This is a genomic window from Nocardia otitidiscaviarum NBRC 14405, from assembly GCF_000308635.1.
In the GTDB taxonomy this organism is placed as follows: Bacteria; Actinomycetota; Actinomycetes; order Mycobacteriales; family Mycobacteriaceae; genus Nocardia; species Nocardia otitidiscaviarum.
In genome coordinates, this window is sequence record NZ_BAGD01000118.1 from 15,129 (window position 1) to 32,369 (window position 17,241).

At 68.7% G+C, this 17,241-nt stretch carries 20 protein-coding genes; 7 read left to right on the forward strand and 13 right to left on the reverse strand.

Going from position 1 to position 17,241, the window contains the following annotated elements; genetic code table 11:
* Positions 1-37: 37 nt before the first annotated feature.
* Entirely contained in the window at positions 38-3,538 is a 3,501-nt protein-coding gene (locus tag ON31_RS26685; RefSeq protein ID WP_255222267.1) for an AfsR/SARP family transcriptional regulator, read from the reverse strand.
* A 128-nt stretch (positions 3,539-3,666) separates the two neighbouring features.
* Between ON31_RS26685 and ON31_RS26690 the strand changes: the two genes are divergently transcribed.
* Both ON31_RS26690 and ON31_RS26695 read left to right on the forward strand, forming a co-directional pair.
* Complete coding sequence (locus tag ON31_RS26690; RefSeq protein WP_039817540.1) at positions 3,667-4,116, forward strand: SRPBCC family protein; 450 nt, start codon at positions 3,667-3,669, stop codon at positions 4,114-4,116.
* A 140-nt stretch (positions 4,117-4,256) separates the two neighbouring features.
* Positions 4,257-5,126: a 1,4-dihydroxy-2-naphthoate polyprenyltransferase gene (locus ON31_RS26695; protein ID WP_039817542.1), complete on the forward strand. Its 870-nt coding sequence runs from the start codon at positions 4,257-4,259 to the stop codon at positions 5,124-5,126.
* 73 nt (positions 5,127-5,199) lie between these two features.
* Here ON31_RS26695 and ON31_RS26700 read toward each other — a convergent pair whose 3' ends face one another.
* From ON31_RS26700 to ON31_RS26720, 5 genes are all read right to left on the reverse strand, one after another.
* Positions 5,200-5,580, reverse strand: coding sequence for a phage holin family protein (locus ON31_RS26700; protein ID WP_029926007.1), 381 nt, complete (start codon positions 5,578-5,580; stop codon positions 5,200-5,202).
* 36 nt (positions 5,581-5,616) lie between these two features.
* Positions 5,617-6,201 (reverse strand): Clp protease N-terminal domain-containing protein, encoded by a 585-nt coding sequence (locus ON31_RS26705; RefSeq protein WP_039817543.1) that lies wholly within the window; start codon positions 6,199-6,201, stop codon positions 5,617-5,619.
* Positions 6,201-6,422: a helix-turn-helix domain-containing protein gene (locus ON31_RS26710; RefSeq protein ID WP_029926011.1), complete on the reverse strand. Its 222-nt coding sequence runs from the start codon at positions 6,420-6,422 to the stop codon at positions 6,201-6,203. Before ON31_RS26710 ends, ON31_RS26705 begins: the two co-directional genes overlap by 1 nt.
* A 292-nt stretch (positions 6,423-6,714) precedes the next feature.
* The gene (gene cds1 / locus ON31_RS26715) at positions 6,715-7,800 is read right to left on the reverse strand and encodes an L-cysteine desulfhydrase Cds1 (RefSeq protein WP_039817544.1); all 1,086 of its coding nucleotides are present in this window, start codon (positions 7,798-7,800) and stop codon (positions 6,715-6,717) included.
* A complete protein-coding gene (locus ON31_RS26720; protein ID WP_039817599.1) occupies positions 7,797-8,105 on the reverse strand; it encodes a DUF4229 domain-containing protein in 309 nt (102 codons plus the stop codon). The genes cds1 and ON31_RS26720 overlap by 4 nt, the downstream gene beginning before the upstream one ends.
* A 226-nt stretch (positions 8,106-8,331) precedes the next feature.
* Here ON31_RS26720 and ON31_RS26725 point away from each other — a divergent pair, with 226 nt between their 5' ends.
* Both ON31_RS26725 and ON31_RS26730 read left to right on the forward strand, forming a co-directional pair.
* Positions 8,332-8,565, forward strand: a complete 234-nt coding sequence (locus tag ON31_RS26725) for a BldC family transcriptional regulator (protein WP_051037783.1) — start codon at positions 8,332-8,334, stop codon at positions 8,563-8,565.
* A 68-nt stretch (positions 8,566-8,633) separates the two neighbouring features.
* Complete coding sequence (locus tag ON31_RS26730) at positions 8,634-8,834, forward strand: hypothetical protein (RefSeq protein WP_029926019.1); 201 nt, start codon at positions 8,634-8,636, stop codon at positions 8,832-8,834.
* Positions 8,835-8,959: 125 nt separating this feature from the next.
* On the opposite strand, the gene ON31_RS26735 is transcribed toward ON31_RS26730, so the two are convergent.
* The 3 genes from ON31_RS26735 to ON31_RS26745 are packed head-to-tail and all read right to left on the reverse strand — an operon-like array spanning position 8,960 to position 11,281.
* On the reverse strand, positions 8,960-9,796 hold the full coding sequence (locus ON31_RS26735; RefSeq protein ID WP_039817545.1) for an ABC transporter permease: 837 nt from the start codon (positions 9,794-9,796) through the stop codon (positions 8,960-8,962).
* The gene (locus ON31_RS26740) at positions 9,793-10,761 is read right to left on the reverse strand and encodes a daunorubicin resistance protein DrrA family ABC transporter ATP-binding protein (RefSeq protein WP_039817546.1); all 969 of its coding nucleotides are present in this window, start codon (positions 10,759-10,761) and stop codon (positions 9,793-9,795) included. Before ON31_RS26740 ends, ON31_RS26735 begins: the two co-directional genes overlap by 4 nt.
* A gap of 31 nt (positions 10,762-10,792) precedes the next feature.
* The gene (locus ON31_RS26745; RefSeq protein WP_063821573.1) at positions 10,793-11,281 is read right to left on the reverse strand and encodes a nitroreductase family deazaflavin-dependent oxidoreductase; all 489 of its coding nucleotides are present in this window, start codon (positions 11,279-11,281) and stop codon (positions 10,793-10,795) included.
* A gap of 112 nt (positions 11,282-11,393) precedes the next feature.
* On the opposite strand from ON31_RS26745, the gene ON31_RS26750 reads away from it, so the two are divergent.
* The 3 genes from ON31_RS26750 (at position 11,394) to ON31_RS26760 (ending at position 14,290) form a co-directional block, all read left to right on the forward strand.
* On the forward strand, positions 11,394-12,074 hold the full coding sequence (locus tag ON31_RS26750; RefSeq protein ID WP_039817547.1) for a TetR/AcrR family transcriptional regulator C-terminal domain-containing protein: 681 nt from the start codon (positions 11,394-11,396) through the stop codon (positions 12,072-12,074).
* A 93-nt stretch (positions 12,075-12,167) separates the two neighbouring features.
* Positions 12,168-13,709 (forward strand): MFS transporter, encoded by a 1,542-nt coding sequence (locus ON31_RS26755; RefSeq protein ID WP_039817548.1) that lies wholly within the window; start codon positions 12,168-12,170, stop codon positions 13,707-13,709.
* Positions 13,710-13,726: 17 nt separating this feature from the next.
* Entirely contained in the window at positions 13,727-14,290 is a 564-nt protein-coding gene (locus tag ON31_RS26760) for a TetR/AcrR family transcriptional regulator (protein ID WP_255222268.1), read from the forward strand.
* Positions 14,291-14,395: 105 nt separating this feature from the next.
* On the opposite strand, the gene ON31_RS34910 is transcribed toward ON31_RS26760, so the two are convergent.
* From ON31_RS34910 to ON31_RS26780, 4 genes are all read right to left on the reverse strand, one after another.
* The gene (locus ON31_RS34910) at positions 14,396-14,827 is read right to left on the reverse strand and encodes a DUF6924 domain-containing protein (protein WP_147287004.1); all 432 of its coding nucleotides are present in this window, start codon (positions 14,825-14,827) and stop codon (positions 14,396-14,398) included.
* Positions 14,828-14,977: 150 nt separating this feature from the next.
* Positions 14,978-16,123 (reverse strand): RNA polymerase sigma factor, encoded by a 1,146-nt coding sequence (locus ON31_RS26770; RefSeq protein WP_039817551.1) that lies wholly within the window; start codon positions 16,121-16,123, stop codon positions 14,978-14,980.
* A complete protein-coding gene (locus tag ON31_RS26775) occupies positions 16,120-16,527 on the reverse strand; it encodes a YciI family protein (protein ID WP_039817603.1) in 408 nt (135 codons plus the stop codon). The genes ON31_RS26770 and ON31_RS26775 overlap by 4 nt, the downstream gene beginning before the upstream one ends.
* 50 nt (positions 16,528-16,577) lie before the next feature.
* Entirely contained in the window at positions 16,578-17,075 is a 498-nt protein-coding gene (locus ON31_RS26780; RefSeq protein ID WP_039817604.1) for a pyridoxamine 5'-phosphate oxidase family protein, read from the reverse strand.
* Between the last annotated feature and the right edge of the window lie 166 nt (positions 17,076-17,241).

Below are 17,241 nucleotides of genomic sequence, written 5' to 3' on the forward strand. Positions count from 1 at the left end.
CCAGGGGAGACCGAGATCGACCCGAGCACGCTGTCACCTAACTCGGCGCGATCTCGCGCAGCAGGCCCAGAATCCGCTCGGCGGCCTGACGTCGGCCCAGTCGCGCCACCGCGCGCACGGCCGCGTCGAACCGCTCCGGGCCCACCTCGTCCCGGTGCAGCGCCACGTGCCGATCCCAGCGCATGGACGGATAGTCCTGACGCGGCGTCACTCTCGGTACCAAGGCCAGCAGGGCCAGACCGGCGCCGACGTGCTCGCCGGTCGCGAGCAGGAAGGAGCCCACCGCGTTCGCGGCCGCGCCGAGCTGCGGTACATCCCACAGCTGCGCGAGCCGGTTCACCACCAAGTCCGCCAATTCGTAGACCACCGTGCGGATCTCATCGGTGCGCCCGTACAGCACGTGGGCGTCGACCACCGCGGAGACGAGCATGAGCAGACCTGGCCCGGGCGTGACCATGTTATTCGGCCAGTCCAGCAGCGGCAGCACCGTCCGGAAGCGGCGCAGCCCGGTGTCGATATCCCCCTCGGCCAGTTCGACTTCCGAGAGCGCCGAGACCACATGCGCGCGACGTTGGCTCGGCTGTGTCACGGGGGTGTCGGGCGACGGTTCGACGCCGATCGCGCCCAGGGTCGGCTCCAGTTCGCGCCGGGCAGCCGCGGTATCCCCCAGTCCGGTCAGCGATACCGCCAGGAAGCTGCGTATCTCGATGCTCTCCTCGAAGGAGCGCAACCGCAGCAGATCCGCGGCCGCGCTGCGGTAGAAGCCGACGGATTCGTCGTAGCGCGCCGCCTGCCCGTACATTCCGCCCAGGTGCTGGCACAGCATGGCGTGTCCCCAGACGTCACCGGGCTCCATCATGCGCAGCGCCGCCACGGCGTCGCGGGTGGAACCGAAGATATCGCCCGCGTTCTCCGCTACGTTGGCGCGCACCAGCAGGGCGGTCGAGCGGGTCAGCGCGTCGTCGCTGCGGACGCCGCGGGCGAGGGCGCGGCCGAGCGCCGTGGCATTCGGCGGCAGGGTCGCGAGTTCACCGAGGAAGCCGAACATCGGCGTGGGCTGCGCGCCGGAGCGCAGCACCCGGCGAATGGTGTTGCGCACCAGCGCCGTACCCCTGGGTTCGCCGCTGATGTACATCAGATGCAGGCCGATCGTGACCTGACCGAAGATCTGGAGATCGGCGGCGGACGGATCGGCGGCGGGCGTGCGCGGCGGGAGCCGGAGCACCCGTTCGCCCCAGGCCACCAGCTCCATATGCGCCCCGCGGATCACCCACAGCATCGCCAGGGTCGGGAAGACCATGTGCACGGTATCGGCATCGCGGCGTTCAACGGCGTACCGGAGCACCGTGACCAGGTTCTCCGCCTCCGCGGCGACCGACAGCACCGTCCGCACCTGATCTCCACCCAGGTAGGCCCGCAGCGCCGCGACAACGAAATCCCGCGCCCAGCCGACCATGCGGGACATGACGGGTTCGGCCTCGCCCGCGAGCGTCAGCTGCTCCTCGCCGAATTCCCGGACGGTTTCCAGCATTCGATAGCGCACGCGCTGCGCGCCCCGCCATTCCGGATCGTCGTCGGCCTCCAGCACGGTGAGCAGTGACTGGCCGACCAATCCGTCCACCGCCGCGGCGGCATCCGGGATGTCGGGGCCGTGCAGCAGCGCTGCGGCCGCCGACAGCGTGAACCCGGCGGGGAAGCGACACAGTCGCCGCAGGGCGACACGCTGCGGGTCGTCGAGCAGATTCCAACTCCAGTCGATCACCGCGTGCAGGGTGCGGTGCCGTCGCGGCGAACTGCGGTCGCCGCCGCGCAGCAGGGCGAAGCGCTGATCCAGCCGGGATTCGATCTCCGCGACGCTCATGGTGCGCACTCGGGCGGCGGCCAGTTCGATGGCGAGCGGGAGACCGTCCAGGGTCTCGCACAGGCGGGCCACCGTCGCCGGATCCAGGTGCGCGGACGGGCGCACCGCGCGGGCACGGGCGGTGAACAGGTCGGTGGCGGGTGATCCGGCCGCGTCGATGGTCAACGGCGACAGCGGGTAGACGGTCTCGGCGGTGATCTCCAGCGGAGCCCGGCTGGTGGTGAGCACGGTGAGCCGGTCGCTCGCGCCGACCAGGTCGGCGGTGATGGCGGCGACCGCCTCGATGAGATGTTCGCAGTTGTCCAGAATCAGCAGCATCGGCCGCGAACCCAGTGTCTCCCGGAGCACCTGCCGGATGTCCCGCACCAGGGCCGGGCGCAGCACAGTGGCGTCGCGCCCCACCTCACTCACACCGAGCGTCGCCGCGATGGCGGCCTCCACCTCGACGCGGGTGGCGGCGCTGTCCGGATCCGGCCGCACCGAAGCCAATTCGACCAGCACCACCGACCGTTCGGCGGCACAGCGCGCACCCAGTTCGTTGGCGATCCGCGTCTTCCCGGTACCGCCCGGCCCCAACACCGTGACCACACGGGACTCGCGCAGCAGCGCGGTCAATGCCGCGAGATCGCCGTCCCTGCCGAGCAGCGGATTCGGTGCGGCCCGCAACCCGATGGAGGAGATCGCCTCGGCCGCAGCGGATTCCCGGCGCGGCGGGTCCTGACGTGCCGAACTCCGGTGCGCCGCAGCGTGGTACGCCACGGCCGGACTGAACGAGCGCCCATCCGCATCCTCGGCCACAGACGCTCCGACATCGGACGCGTGACCGTCGCCGCCCCCGGCCCCGGTTCCCCGGCCGCCGTGCGGCTGGTCCGTCCCGAGCGCGGGCACCGAGCTCGTCGCGGGCCGCCACCGACGGAGTTCGCCGGGAAGCGGGTCGCCACGGAGGACTGCGGTGTTCACGGCCGTGATGGTGGGGCCCGGATCGGTGCCCAGTTCGGCGGCGAGGCGGGCACGGAAGGCGGCGAAGACATCGAGGGCCTCGCTGCCCCGGCCCGCGATGGCGAGCAGGCGCATGAGGGTGGTGTGCGCGGGCTCGTCGAGTGGATGCGCGGTCGCGGCGCGCCGGGCCAGCACGATGGCGGCGGTGAGGTCGCCCGCGGCCTCGCGGGCGGCGAGTTCCAGCGTGTCGAGATCGTGCGCGCGGGCGGCGGCGAGGGCGGCGAGCTCGTCGGCCACCGGACCGGGTGGCAGGTCGGCTCCGGGCTCGCCGCGCCAGAGCCCGCGGGCGCGGGTCAGCAGGTCCAGGCAGCCGTCGACATCCCCGGCGTCGAACGCGGCCCGGGCGCGCTGTTCGATCCGGGCCACGCGGGTGAGGTCCACCTGGTCGACCGGCAGGACCAGGCGGTATCCGGCGGGTCCGATATCGAGCGCGCCGTCGGGGAGTGCGGAGCGCAGCCGCGAGATCTGGGTGTGCAGGGCGTTCATTGGCGCACGCGGCGGGGCGTCACCCCAGATGTCGTCGATCAGCGCCGGAGCGGCGCGGCTGCGTCCCGGATGCGTCGCCAGCGCGGCCACGAGCAGGCGCGAGCGTGCGCCCGGTACCGGGGTGAGCACCCCGGCACGCCGCAGTGCGATCTCACCCAGCAGTGCCACCCGCACGGTGTCCCCGATAGACACGATCCGGGTGACCCCAGCGCTGCTCGAACTGCTCGTTTCTGCGTTCATTCCTCGTCGATCGTAGGTGAGCTGCGCGAACGAGTCGGATTCGCGCGGTTGCGCGACCCGCACCGCTTACGCTGATCTTCATGGCCGATTTCGAACTCGCGCGGCAGACCGTGATCGCGGCCGAACCGTCACGGATACTCGCGCTCATCGATGATCTGCACCAGTGGCAGCAGTGGTCGCCCTGGGAGGATCTGGACCCCGATCTGGAGCGTGTCTACTCCGGCGCCGATCGCGGCCCGGGCGCGAGGTACGACTGGAAGGGCAACCGGAAGGCCGGGCAGGGCGCGATGGAGATCACCGCGAGCACCGCCGACCGGGTCGAGCTCCGCTTGGAGTTCGAGAAGCCGTGGAAGGCCACCAACCAGGCCATCTTCGAGTTGCGGCCGGTCGACGGCGGCACCGAGGTCACCTGGCGGATGACCGGTCAGCGCACCCGCATGATGACCATGCTCGGCAAGCTCATGGACAAGCTGATCGGCAAGGACTTCGAGAAGGGGCTCGCTCGGCTCAAGGCTGCCGCCGAATCCTGAACCGGCGCCCCGGCGGGATCGGGGCGGGACGCCGCGCCCGCACCCGGCGGCGACATTCGTCCCGTCAACACAGCGAACCGACCGCCTGGTGCGGATCCTCCCGATGCGCCGCCCCCGCACCGCGCATTAGGCTGCCGATCATGGCAACAGCTGGACAGTGGATCGAGGGCGCTCGGCCGCGCACGCTTCCGAATGCGATCGCGCCGGTCCTGGTGGGCACGGGGGCCGCGGCCTCGATCGGCGGGGCGGTGTGGTGGAAAGCGGTACTGTGCCTGCTGCTTTCGCTGTCGCTCATCATCGGGGTGAACTACGCCAACGACTACTCCGACGGTATTCGGGGCACCGACGACGAGCGGGTGGGCCCGCTGCGGCTGGTCGGTTCGAAGCTGGCGAGTGCGGCGGCGGTGCGCAATGCCGCCATCGCCTGTCTGGCGCTGGGCGCGGTGATCGGTCTGGTGCTGGTGGCCACCACCGCGTGGTGGCTGATCCTGGTGGGCGCGGCCTGCCTGGCGGGCGCCTGGTTCTACACCGGGGGCCGGAATCCCTACGGCTACAGCGGTTTCGGTGAGATCGCGGTCTTCGTGTTCTTCGGTTTGGTGGCGGTGCTGGGCACCCAGTTCGTGCAGGCCGAGCGGGTCGACTGGGCGGGCCTGGTCGGCGCCGTCGCGGTGGGCGCGTTCTCCAGTGCGGTGCTGGTCACCAACAATCTGCGCGATATCCCCACCGACACGGTCTCCGGCAAGCTCACCCTGGCCGTCCGGCTCGGCGACACCCGCACCCGCACACTGCATATCGTGCTGATGGCGGTGCCGTTCCTGGCCAGTCTGGCCCTGGCGGCCCGCACCCCCTTCGCGCTGGCGGGGCTGCTCGCCCTCCCACTGGCCGTCCGCGCCAATGCTCCGGTGCGCTCCGGGCAGGGCGGGCCCGGTCTGATTCCCGCGCTGCGCGACACCGGCCTCGCCCTGCTGGTCTGGTCCCTGCTCACGGCGATCGCGCTCACCGTCGCCTGAGGCGGCGCGTCAGTCCCTTCGCAACGACAACGCCCCGGCCACGGCCGGGGCGTTCGTCTCGTACCCGGACGGCTCAGTCCCGGTCCGGCACCAGGATGCCGAGCACCCAGTTCACCAGCGTGATGATGATGCCGCCGAGCACCGCCGCCCAGAATCCCTCGACATGCAGCTGGTAGTCGGTGTACCCCGTGAGCCACGAGGTCAGCCACAGCATCAGGGCATTGATCACCAGCAGGAACAGACCCAGCGTCAGGATCACCAGCGGTAGCGACAGCAGCTTCACGATCGGCTTCACGAAGGCGTTCACGATCGTGAAGACCACGGTGACCACCGCGAGCACCAGCAGCTTGCTGGAGGTGGTGTCCTCGGGTGCGATGATGTCGATGCCGGACACCCATTCGGCGGCCAGCCAGATGGCCACACCGGTGATGATCAGGCGGAGCAGGAGCGTCATGCAGCGATCGTAGGCCCGAAATGCCCGGCCGTCCGGTCACGCCGCGCGATCGAGCAGCGCGTGGGTCGCCCCGCGCAGCCGCGTCACTCCCTCGTCTCCGCCGATGAGGTCGCCCACCGTCGGAGTCGGATCCCGCAGGATGCCGAGCAGGACGTGCCCAGCCTCGATGCGGTTGTCCTTGCGCGCGAGTGCCTCCCGCAGCGAGAGCTCGAGCGCCTTCTTGGCTTCCCGAGTGAAGGGGATGTGGCCGAAGTTGCCCTTTCCGCGGCCGAACAGACCTCGACGCTGTTGTTCCGGCGGCTCGGCGCGCTCGAGGGCGTCCGCGCCGAAGGTGGCTTCCAGACTTTCCCGCACCGCGTCCAGATCGATGCCGATGGACTTCAGCGCGGCCGCGTCCTCCGCACCGAGAGGTTCCCCACCACGCTTGCGCGCCAGTGCTTCTCGCACTCCGGCCGCAGTGAGCCCGGTCTCGCCGAGCATGTCCGTCAGCGCTCGGTCGGGGCAGTCGAGCAGCCCCAGCAACAGGTGCTCGGGCCCGATGCTCGGCGCGCGCAGTTCCCGAGCCTCCTCCTGCGCCCCCACCACCGCGAATCTGGCTGCCTTGTCGAATCGTTCGAACATCAGCGGATCCCGCCTCTCCGGTTGTACTTCTGGTGGACCGCCTGTCGGCTCACTTCGAGCGCGTCCGCGATCGCCTGCCAGGACCAGCCCTGTCGCCGGGCATTGGCCACCTGGATGGCTTCGAGTCGCTCGAGCAGCCGACGCAGTGCCAGCACCGCGCGGAGTCCGACCTGTGGGTCGGGGCTCCCGGCGGCGGCCGCCAGGGTCGTTGCCTCACTCATGTATGTCAATTTACGTTGACACTCGCCAGGCGTCAATAAAAATTGACACGGACGGGGTGGGGACCCCTTCGAGAGTCCATGCGGACATGCATCCGATAGCGCTCGAAAGGCCCGAAACGTCAACGGGTGTTAACGAAAAATGGGACACCGGGACACGGCCCCGCCGATCGGATGACCCGATATCACCGATAGCGCAGGCAATTCCGCAAACTTACAGCTATCAGAAATGCGCTTGGTCAGAACGGCCGAACGGCGCATCACATAGCACGGAAACCGCTGTGCCGTGCGGAAACTAGGCAGACCACTGGCCGGTGGCCAGGAATTTGGTGAGCACGGCCTCCGGTTCGGCCAGGCTCAGACCCTGCCCGGCAACCCATTCGTCATTGAAATAGGTTCCGGCATAACGGTCTCCGCCATCACACAGCAGGGTCACCACGCTGCCCGCGCGCCCCTGCGCCATCATCTCCGCGATCAGAGCGAACGCACCCCACAGATTGGTGCCGGTGGACCCGCCCACCCGGCGCCCCAGGGCTCGGCTGGCGAAACGCGCCGCCGCGATGGACGCGGCATCGGGCACCTCGATCATGGTGTCCACCACCTGACCGATGAACGACGGCTCCACCCGCGGCCGCCCGATCCCCTCGATCCGCGAGGGCATTCCGGTCTGATAGCCCGCGTCGGCCATCTCGTAGCCACCGTAGAAGGCCGAATTCTCCGGATCGACCACCGCCAACCGGGTGGCGTGCCGCCGATACCGGATATAGCGGCCGATGGTGGCGCTGGTGCCGCCGGTGCCCGCCCCCACCACGATCCACTCCGGCACCGGATGCGTCTCCAATTCCAGCTGCTGGAAGATGGATTCGGCGATGTTGTTGTTACCGCGCCAGTCCGTGGCCCGTTCGGCGTGGGTGAACTGGTCCATGTAGTGGCCGCCGCATTCGGCCGCCAGCCGCGCCGCCTCCGTATAGATGTCCGGCGCACGCTCGACGAAATGGCAGCGGCCGCCCTGCGCCTCGATGAGCGCGACCTTCTCCCGGGAGGTCTTGGCGGGCACCACGGCCACGAAGTCCAGGCCCAGCAACTGGGCGAAGTACGCCTCACTGATCGCGGTCGAACCGCTGGACGCCTCCACCACCGTGGTGCCCTCGGTGACCCAGCCGTTGCAGATCGCGTACAGGAACAGCGATCTCGCCAGCCGATGTTTGAGACTGCCGGTGATGTGGGTGGATTCGTCCTTGAGATACAGCTGCACACCCCAGTCGGCGGGCAGCGGGTAGCGCAGCAGATGGGTGTCGGCACTGCGCTGGGTGTCGGCGTCGATCAGCCGCACCGCATTGTCGACCCAGTCGCGCGGGGTACTGCGCTCGCAGCGCTTCACGCGTCCTCACCCCGCAGGCGCGAGCGCAGCTGCTCACGGTCCCTACGGCGCTTGGCGTCGACGACGGCGATGTCCTGGTTCACCTTGGTGCGCAGCCCCTTGAGCAGCGTCATGGACAGGGGCATGGCGATGAGCAGCGCGAACAGCGCGGCCACGATGAGCGGGACGTCCACGCCCACCAGCTGCGCCGCTCCGATGATGGCCGCGGTGAGCGCGACGACCAGGGCCAGCCGCGCCAGCGTGTAGAGGGCAAGATTGCGTGCCAGGCGGCGGCCCGCACCGTCGGGTCGGGAAGCGTCACTCACGGGCACCAGAGTATGCGACGGGCATTCCGGCATTCGTCGCACCCTCGGAGAATCGGTCGCTGGATATTCGCTACCAAGCCGTAATTCGTGACAGCGAACACAGTACGGATATCCGTTTTGTCTATTACTTCCCCTTTACCAAACTGAGACCGTTCGAACACCCGGGGGTGACAGTGCAACGATGTCGCTACTGATGAGGGATCTGTCGATACGGAAAGGTTTGCGAATGACTGCGTTCACCGCGGCGAGCCGCGTATTGGGTTCCGTCAACGGCCAGGACACACTGCTCACCCCTGGTCAGGTGGCTGCCCTGTTCCACGTAGATCCGAAGACCGTTACCCGCTGGGCCCACGCCGGTCGGCTCGGCTCGCTGCGGACTCCGGGCGGACATCGCCGGTTCCGCGAAGCAGAAGTCATGCAACTCCTGAGGTCGCTCACCACCGAGGCGACTCGCGGCTAGATCGTTTCCCGTTCCACGGTGCCGCGGGTACGCACACGGATTACCCTCGTTGGCAGGAGGTGAGCGACGTGACGTACCTGTTGGCACTCATTGCGGTGGTGGCCGTCGCGGTGCTGTGCTGGAAGGCTTTCGGCCCTCAGCGATCAACCGGCACCGGCCCGACATCCAGGCCACGCAACCGTGTGATCGGTCCCGACGACGATCCGGAATTTCTCTGGCGCCTGTCCCGTCAGCATCGGGACGGCGAACCCGGTTCCGCGGAGCACTGACACTCCCGGAACAGCAAGAGTCGGCCCGCCTCCCTCCGACGCCGACACCATGAATGGGAAATCCCCGCGGATGATCTTCATCCGCGGGGATTTTTTCGTGATCTGCGCGACGCCCCGACCGACGGTCAGCGCTCGCGCCGGTAAAGTCGCATGGTCACCGGACCGAATACGGCGACCAGCACGGCGCAGGTAAGAAATACCCAGCCGATCTCGGTACTGGCCGACTGGCCGTGCATCAGCCCGCGCACGGCGGTGACCAGCTGCGATACCGGGTTGACCGCGACGAACGACTCCAGCCAACCGGGCAGGGTGGCGGGGTCGACGAAGATATTGCTGACGAAGCTCATCGGGAACGTCACCAGGATGGCCAGAAACATCACCGACTCCGGGGTGCGGGCCAGCAGCGCCAGACTCGTCCACACCCAGGACAGGCACCAGGCGAACAGCAGCACCAGTCCCATCCCGGCCAGCAGGCCGGGCAGCCCCGCGTCCGGCCGGAAGCCCAGCAGCACGCCGACGCTCACGATCACGGTGGCCGCCATGGCGTACCGGGTCAGATCCGCCAGCAGCGCGCCCACCAGCGGGGCGGGCTGCCAGATCGGCAGCGATCGGAACCGGTCGAACACGCCTTTACCGATATCGCCGTTGAGGGCGACCGCCGTCGACTGGGTGCTCATGATGACCGTCATGACCAGCAGGCCGGGCAGCACCGACTGCAGGTACTCCCGCACCGATCCGGCCAGTGCCCCACCGAACAGGTAGGTGAACATGAACAGCATCATCAGCGGGAAGACCGTCACATCGGCGAGCTGATCCGGCACATGCTTGATGCGCAGCACCGCTCGCCACGCGAAGGCCAGGGCGGTGGACAGGGGGCCGGGGCGAGCTGGACGCTGCCCGGACGACAGCGCCGCGCGCAGCGGATCGGTGGCGGGAGCCGGGGCGGCTGTGGTGGTGGTCATGCCGGAATCTCCTCGGGGGCTTCGGTTTTGGTGTGCTGACCGGTCAGGGCGAAGAACACTTCGTCGAGGCTGCTCTGTCCGATACCGAAATCACCGACCTCGATGCCGACACGGGCGAGTTCGCTCAGGGCCGCACCGGCCCGTCCGGTGTCGGTGAGCCGGGCCGACAGGGCCGCCGGATCCTCCTCGCGGTGCACCGGCACCGCGAGCACCCGCTCCAGCAGCCGTTCGGCATCCGCGCGGCGGTCCGGATCCCGCAGCCGCACCCGCACCGCACCCGCACCGACCGATTCCTTCAGCTGCGCGGTCGTGCCCTCGGCGATGATGCGGCCGTGGTCGATGACCGCGAGCCGGTCGGCCAGCCGATCCGCCTCCTCGAGGTACTGGGTGGTCAGCAAAACCGTTGTGCCGTTGTCGGTCAGGGCTCGCACCACGTCCCACACCCGGCTGCGGCTGCGCGGGTCGAGTCCGGTGGTGGGTTCGTCGAGGAACAGCAGGGCCGGGGTGACCACGATGCTCGCGGCGATATCCAGGCGGCGGCGCATACCGCCGGAATACCGCTTGGCCTGTCGGTCGGCCGCGGCCTCGAGTCCGAAGGCGGACAACAGTTCTCGGGCCCGATCGGCGGCGGCGCGGCGGCCGTGGCCGAGCAGCCTGCCCATCATGGCCAGGTTCTCCATCCCGGTGAGATCCTCGTCCACCGAGGCGTATTGGCCGGTGAGGCTGATTCGGGCGCGCACCTCGTCGGTATTGGCCACCAGGTCGTAGCCGAAGACGGTGGCCTGTCCCGCGGTGGGACGGACCAGCGTCGCGAGCATGCGGATGGTGGTCGTCTTGCCCGCACCGTTGGGGCCGAGGAATCCGTAGATCCCGCCCTCGGGGACGGTCAGGTCCACGCCGTCGACGGCGACCGTATCGCCGAACTGCTTGCGCAGTCCTACGGCGTGAATGGCGTACTGGGCCATGGGTTTTCCCTTCTATCTCGGTTCGGCGGAGTCAGGACGCGATGAGGGAGCGGCGCAGGCGAAGCACTTCGTCCACGCCGAAGACCCGCAGCAGCACCCGTTCGGACTTCGACTGGAACCGCGCGACCGAGGCGGCCGGGACCAATTCGGGCTCGGTGACCCGGTAGGTGTCGCCCTCGTGCACCACCTCGGCGGTTCCGGCCGCGCGCAGGTTCGCCAGCCAGTCCGGGCTGGTGCCGTAGGGCAGTGAGACGAGGAAGTCGTCACCGGCCTCGATGATGCCGATCGGCGTCCGATAGGGCTTGCCGCTCTTGCGACCGGTATGCCGGATCAGCGCGGCGGACGCGCCCGGCTCCCCCGCGGTCCGCAGCACGCGCGGGTTCGTCACGCGGCGGTTGAAGCGGCGGACGGCCGCGACCGCGGGCCGATAGCCCGAGCGCAGCGCCACCAGCACGAACAGCATCCAGAGCAGGCCCAGCCCCACCGGGGTGCCCGCCGCTATGGCGATCCAGATCCACATGGTCACATCCACTCTCTCTTACGTTGTAAGTCTTATGACGTAAGGCTGGCATTACAACGTAAGGCTGTCAAGAGTGGGCAGCCTTACCGCGTACGGTAAATTGAGAATCGTTATGGCCACCGATCAACGACCCCGGCTGAGCCGGGACCAGATACTGCACGCCGCCGTCGCCCGCGCCGACCGTGACGGCGTGGAGGCGGTCACCATGCGCAATGTCGCCACCGACCTCGGCGTCGAGGCGATGTCGCTCTACTACCACGTGGCGAACAAGGCCGAACTCCTCGACGGCATGGTCGAGGTGGTACTGACCACCATCAACAAGGCGGTCGCCCATCTGATCGCCGAATCCCCCGACGACTGGAAACCCGTTCTGCGCGAACGCATCCTGACCGCCCGCCAGATCCTGCTCCGCCACCCCTGGGCCCCCGGCGTGATCGGCACCCGCTCGATGATGACGCTCTCGGTGATCGACTACTTCGACGCCCTGGTCGGCATCCTGCGCACCGGCGGCTTCTCCTACGACCTCACCCACCACGCCATGCACGCCCTCGGCAGCCGCGCCCTCGGCTTCACCCAGGAACTCTTCGAACCCCCCACCGACCAAACCGACGACGAAGCCACCGCCACCCTGCAGGCCATGGCCGACCGCTTCCCCAATATCGCCGGCATGGTCACCGCCACCAGCCACGACCACACCGAACCCGGCCTGGGCTGGTGCGACGACCAGACCGAATTCGAATTCGGCCTGGACCTCATCCTCGACGGACTGGAACGGCTGCGCGCGGCGCCCTGACCTCGATCGCACTCATCGGCGGCGGCATTGCTCGCCATTAAATTTGAACGATGGTACAAATAGTACGTTGGTTCAACTAAGTCGGGAGTGCGCATGAGTACGGAATCACCGGCACCCGCCGGATGGCGGCAGTGGAGCGGACTGGCGGTGCTGGCGCTGCCGACCGCACTGCTCGGACTCGACGTGACGGCGCTCTACCTCGTCGTTCCCAGCCTGACCGCGGATCTGCGACCGACCGCGACCGAGACACTGTGGATCATGGACGCCTACGGTTTCCTCATCGCGGGCTTCCTGATCACCATGGGCACGCTGGGTGACCGCATCGGCCGCCGCCGGCTGCTGATGATCGGCATGACCGCGTTCGCCGCGGCGTCGGTGCTCGCGGCCTTCGCACCCAACGCCCTGTGGCTGATCGCGGCGCGAGCGCTGCTCGGCGTGGCCGGTGCGACCCTCATGCCGTCCACCCTGTCCCTGATCAGCACCATGTTCACCGATGCCGGGCAGCGGGCGATGGCGATCGGCGTGTGGGCCACCATGTTCGCGCTCGGCATGGCCGCGGGGCCGGTGGTGGGCGGCGTCCTCGTCGCGCACTTCTGGTGGGGTGCGGTGTTTCTGCTCGCAGTGCCGGTCAGTGCGGTGGTACTGACCGCCGCACCGGCGCTGCTGCCCGAATTCCGTTCCGCGACCGGGCGACTCGATCTGTGGAGCGTCGCACTGTCGCTGGCCGCCCTGCTGCCGATCATCTACGCGATCAAACACGCTGCGGCACATGGCATCGACCTCCAGGCAGGGGCCACCGCCGTGCTCGGGGCCGCCGCGACGGTCGCCTTCGTGCGGCGGCAGCTGCGCCTGCCCGAACCACTGCTCGACATCAGGCTTTTCGGCAGTCGATCCTTCGCCGCCGCCCTGGCCGTCCTGTTCGTCGGTCTCATCGGCTTCGGTGGGGTGATGTACCTGGTCACGCAGTACCTGCAATTCGTCGCGGGGCTCTCCCCGGCGATGGCCGGGCTGTGGATGGGGCCGCCCGCGCTGGCCATGCTGATCGGCGGAATCGGTGCGCCGCTACTGGCCCGACGGGTTTCACCGGGGGCGGTCATGGCCGCCACGCTGGCGCTGTCGCTGATCGGCTACGGACTCCTGGCTCGGACCGGAACCGACGGAAAAGCGGCCGTGGTCCTCGGATTCGCGTTCGTCTATCTCGGACTCGGCGTCATCGCGGCACTGGGTACCGACATCGTCGTGGGGGCGGCGCCGCCGAGCGAATCCGGCTCGGCCGCGGCACTCTCGGAGACCGTCCAGGAACTCGGCATCGCGGCCGGAGTGGCGCTGCTGGGCAGTCTCACCACGGCCGTCTATCGGACCGCGATCGAGACCCCCGCGGGGTTGTCCCCGCATACCGCCGAGTTGTATGCCGACGGTCTCGCGGGTGCCGACACCGTGGCGGATCAGTTGCCCGCGGGAGCTCTCCAGCAGGCGCGCGAGGCGTTCACCAGTGGACTCGGGGTCACCGCGGTCGCCGCCGGAACGGCGATCGCGTTCGTATCGCTCATCTGCTACCGGACCCTGCGCCACATCCGGCCGATCGGCGCGGCCGAGCCCGCGCCGGAACCGATAGCCTCGCAACAGCGACGATGAGCGGTGAGAGGAGAGCGGTGCCCCAGCCGGATACGGTCGACGGCCGCAAGATACGCGGTGAGCGCCGCCGTGCCCAGATCATCGAGGCGACGCTGACCGTCGTCAATCGCGACGGTGCGGCCGGGGTGACCCACCGCACCGTCGCCAAGGAGGCGGGCATCACCACCAGCCTCACCCTCTACTACTTCGCCACCCTGGACGACCTGCTCGTCGCGGCGCTGACCAGCGTGACCGACGCCTACACCCACCGCATCCGCGAACTCGTCACCACCGCGGACGACCCCCTCGACGGCCTGGCCCACCTCATCGCCGAATCCGCGGGCCCTGGCCGCGAACGCGCCCTCGCCGAACGCGAACTCTCCACCCTGGCGGCCCGCCGCCCCGCCCTCCGCTCCGTGGCACGCCGCTGGCGCGAAGGCGTCGCCGAACTGGCCCGAACCCGAACCGACGACCCCACCGTCATCGAATCCTTCGTAGCCCTGACCGACGGCCTGTGCACCTCCATCCTCCTGGACGACCACAGCGCCGACCCCGACCACATCCACACGCTCCTCACCCGAGCGCTACCGCACCTGAGGTGAACGTGCGATCAGGGGGATTCGTGGCGGCATCGCCCGAGTAAGGTCCGCCACCAGTTCCCCTGAGCGATGAACTCGTCTCCGCTCGCTTCGGGCACGGTCCGGGCGTCAGCGGGGGTGGCCGCGGAACACGCCGTCCGGGTCGGTGGCGGCGGCGAATTCTTCGAAGTCCATGTTTCCGAGCGACAGGTTGACCTCCACCGAGGCGATTTCGCGCGGCAGGATGCGGAAGGTCGGCAAATCCGCGCCGGAGTCGCCGTGGTCGCTGTTGTCGACCGCGAGCAGCGGACGTTCCGGGTCGCGAATCGTTCGTTCGTCGACGATGAAGAGGTAGTACTGCGAGCCGAGCAGCTCTTCGAGGTCCGCCGTCGTCACCGCTCGAAACGCCGGATCGTCGACGACCGTCAGCCCGTACATGAGGTCGAGTTCGTCGAGGTCATAGGAGCGGTTGACCGCGTCGAGAGTCGCGCGCCAGGCGTCGTCGTCGCTGAAATCGGTCCGCAGCAGTAGCGTTTCCCCTTCGGGCAGTTCTCTTTTCACGGGGCTATCGTGTCCGCCGAGCGGTCGTTCGTCACTACTCTCGGTCGAACTCGCGCAGCCCGCTGTGATGGCGGCGATCGCCAGTAGTGCCAGCATTCTGCGGGATATTCCGGTCATTGCTCTCCTGGCATTGTTCTACAGCAGCGGATCTCACGACCGCAGTGATTGTCGTACCCGTGCTGCCTCGCGGGTGAGGTGGTCGCGCTCGGGCAGGGTGGTGGCGAGGCGGGCGGCTTCGGCGTAGAGGGTGGCGGCTTGGTCGAGGTCGCCCGCGCGTTCGTGGAGGTAGGCACGGGCGGCGGTGTGGCGGGGGAGGTTCGGGTCGAGGTCGGCCAGGGCGGCGAGTCCGGCTCGGGGGCCGTCGGCTTCGCCGACAGCTACCGCGCGGTTCAACCGGATTACCGGGTTGTCGGTGAGCAGCAGCAGTTCGTCGTACCACTCCACGATTTGCACCCAGTCCGTTTCGGAGGCGCTGGGGGCGTCCGCGTGCAGGGCGGCGATCGCGGCTTGGGCCTGGTATTCGCCCAGTCGGTCGCGGGCCAGTGCGGCTTGCAGGATCGTCACGCCTTCCGCGATGCGGCCGGTGTCCCAACGGGATCGGTCCTGGCGGGCGAGGGGCACCAGGCGGCCGTCCGGGTCGCGGCGGGAGGCGCGGCGGGCGTGGTGCAGCAGCATCAGTGCGAGCAGACCCGCGACCTCGGGTTCATCGGTGGTGGCGGCGAGTTGGCGGGTGAGGCGGATGGCCTCGGCCGCCAGGTCGATATCGCCGCTGTAGCCCTCGTTGAAGACGAGGTAGAGCACCCGCAGCACCGTCGGGAGGTCGCCGGGTCGATCCAGCGGCAGGCCCGCTATGCGTCGCTTGGCGCGGCTGATCCGTTGCGCCATGGTGGATTCGGGGACGAGGTAGGCCGCCGCGATCTGCCGCGTGGTCAGGCCGCCGACGGCGCGCAGGGTCAGGGCGACGGCCGATCCGGGTGACAGGCTGGGGTGCGCACACAGGAAATACAGCCACAGTGTGTCGTCCGTGGCGGGCACCGGGCCCGACGGGGGTGCGACCTCCACGGCGAGTTCTCTTCCCCGACGGGCTGTTTCGGCACGGGTGGCATCGACGAACCTGTTCCATGCGGCGGTGATGAGCCATGCCTTGGCGTCACGCGGTGGGTCGTCCCGCCACGTCTCCAGTGCCCGGATCAGCGCCTCCTGCACCGCGTCCTCGGCCGCGGTGAAGTCGGCTCCGCGGCGGACGAGGACACCGATCACCGCTGGGACGAGGTCGCGCAGCAGTGCTTCGTTCACTCGGTCACCGTGGGCATTTCGGTGAAGAAGGGGCGCACCTCCAGCCACTCCTGGATCGGTTCGCCGCCCGCGCCCGGAGCGGCGGACAGTTCCGCGGCCAGCTCGAGCGCCCGCTCGTAGCTGTCCACGTCGATGATCATCCACCCGGCGATCAGGTCCTTGGTCTCCACGAACGGACCATCGGTGACCGGTGGCCGCCCCTCCCCGTCGGAGCGGACGAAGGTGCCCTCCGGCGACAGCGCCTGACTGTCGACGTACTCGCCGGTGGACTCGAGCCGCGCGGCGAAATCCTCCATGTACCGGACATGGGCGGTCACCTCCTCGGGCGTCCACCGATCCATCGGCACGTCGTTGACCGGCGCGGGCGCACCTCGGTAGTGCTTGAGCAGCAGGTATTTGGCCATGATCTTCTCCCCTTGTTCGCTGCGGCCCATTCTGGCCGCGATGTTCGGTCTCAGGCGCCCTGACGTTCGGCGCGCTGCCGAATCAGTTCCTCGACCGCGCTGGGCAGGGTGGTGTCGAAGTCGATGAGTTTGACCCATGTCGGGGTGATGACGATCCGCACCATGCCGTCGTAGAGCGACCGCACCTCCGCCTCCCACTCGACGCGCTGCTCCGCGGTCATCTCATAGCTGCCGTTCATCCGCAGATACTCCTCCGGAATGCCATCCACCACCTCCAGCTCCGCTCGCCCGCGAATCAACAGAATCTTCGGCGGATGCACCTCGGTATCGATCGTCAACGCCACCTCCGGGTTGTGCCGCAGTGACGGCAGCTTCGGCGCGTTCTTCGTCGTGCAGACGACGATCTCCGAACCGTTCCAGGTGAACGCGATAGGGATATTGCGCGGTGTGCCGTCCTTGGCGACATAGGCCATCCGCAGCAGGTCACGAGCCAGCAACTCCTGGCTGATCGGTCGCTCGAGAATCGCGGTGATCTCGTTCGTTCGCATCGTGGACTCCTCGGTCATCGAGGCCCCCTTCGGGCGCTCCTACCCCTGGGACGAAGCCATTCGACCGTTCTCGACATCCATGACGCGGAATTTTCCGCGATTTCCCGACACCGCCGGAACCCAGGCCAGATCATCAACTTCGGCCGCGGCGAGGAGCGCCACTTCC

Coding starts and splice junctions, on each gene's coding strand:
- ON31_RS26690 (WP_039817540.1), top strand. CDS start 3,667: ATGGCCGATTTCGAACTCGCGCGGCAGACCGTGATCGCGGCCGAACCG.
- ON31_RS26695 (WP_039817542.1), top strand. CDS start 4,257: ATGGCAACAGCTGGACAGTGGATCGAGGGCGCTCGGCCGCGCACGCTT.
- ON31_RS26700 (WP_029926007.1), bottom strand. CDS start 5,580: ATGACGCTCCTGCTCCGCCTGATCATCACCGGTGTGGCCATCTGGCTG.
- ON31_RS26705 (WP_039817543.1), bottom strand. CDS start 6,201: ATGTTCGAACGATTCGACAAGGCAGCCAGATTCGCGGTGGTGGGGGCG.
- ON31_RS26710 (WP_029926011.1), bottom strand. CDS start 6,422: ATGAGTGAGGCAACGACCCTGGCGGCCGCCGCCGGGAGCCCCGACCCA.
- ON31_RS26725 (WP_051037783.1), top strand. CDS start 8,332: ATGACTGCGTTCACCGCGGCGAGCCGCGTATTGGGTTCCGTCAACGGC.
- ON31_RS26735 (WP_039817545.1), bottom strand. CDS start 9,796: ATGACCACCACCACAGCCGCCCCGGCTCCCGCCACCGATCCGCTGCGC.
- ON31_RS26740 (WP_039817546.1), bottom strand. CDS start 10,761: ATGGCCCAGTACGCCATTCACGCCGTAGGACTGCGCAAGCAGTTCGGC.
- ON31_RS26745 (WP_063821573.1), bottom strand. CDS start 11,281: ATGTGGATCTGGATCGCCATAGCGGCGGGCACCCCGGTGGGGCTGGGC.
- ON31_RS26750 (WP_039817547.1), top strand. CDS start 11,394: ATGGCCACCGATCAACGACCCCGGCTGAGCCGGGACCAGATACTGCAC.
- ON31_RS26755 (WP_039817548.1), top strand. CDS start 12,168: ATGAGTACGGAATCACCGGCACCCGCCGGATGGCGGCAGTGGAGCGGA.
- ON31_RS26775 (WP_039817603.1), bottom strand. CDS start 16,527: ATGGCCAAATACCTGCTGCTCAAGCACTACCGAGGTGCGCCCGCGCCG.
- ON31_RS26780 (WP_039817604.1), bottom strand. CDS start 17,075: ATGCGAACGAACGAGATCACCGCGATTCTCGAGCGACCGATCAGCCAG.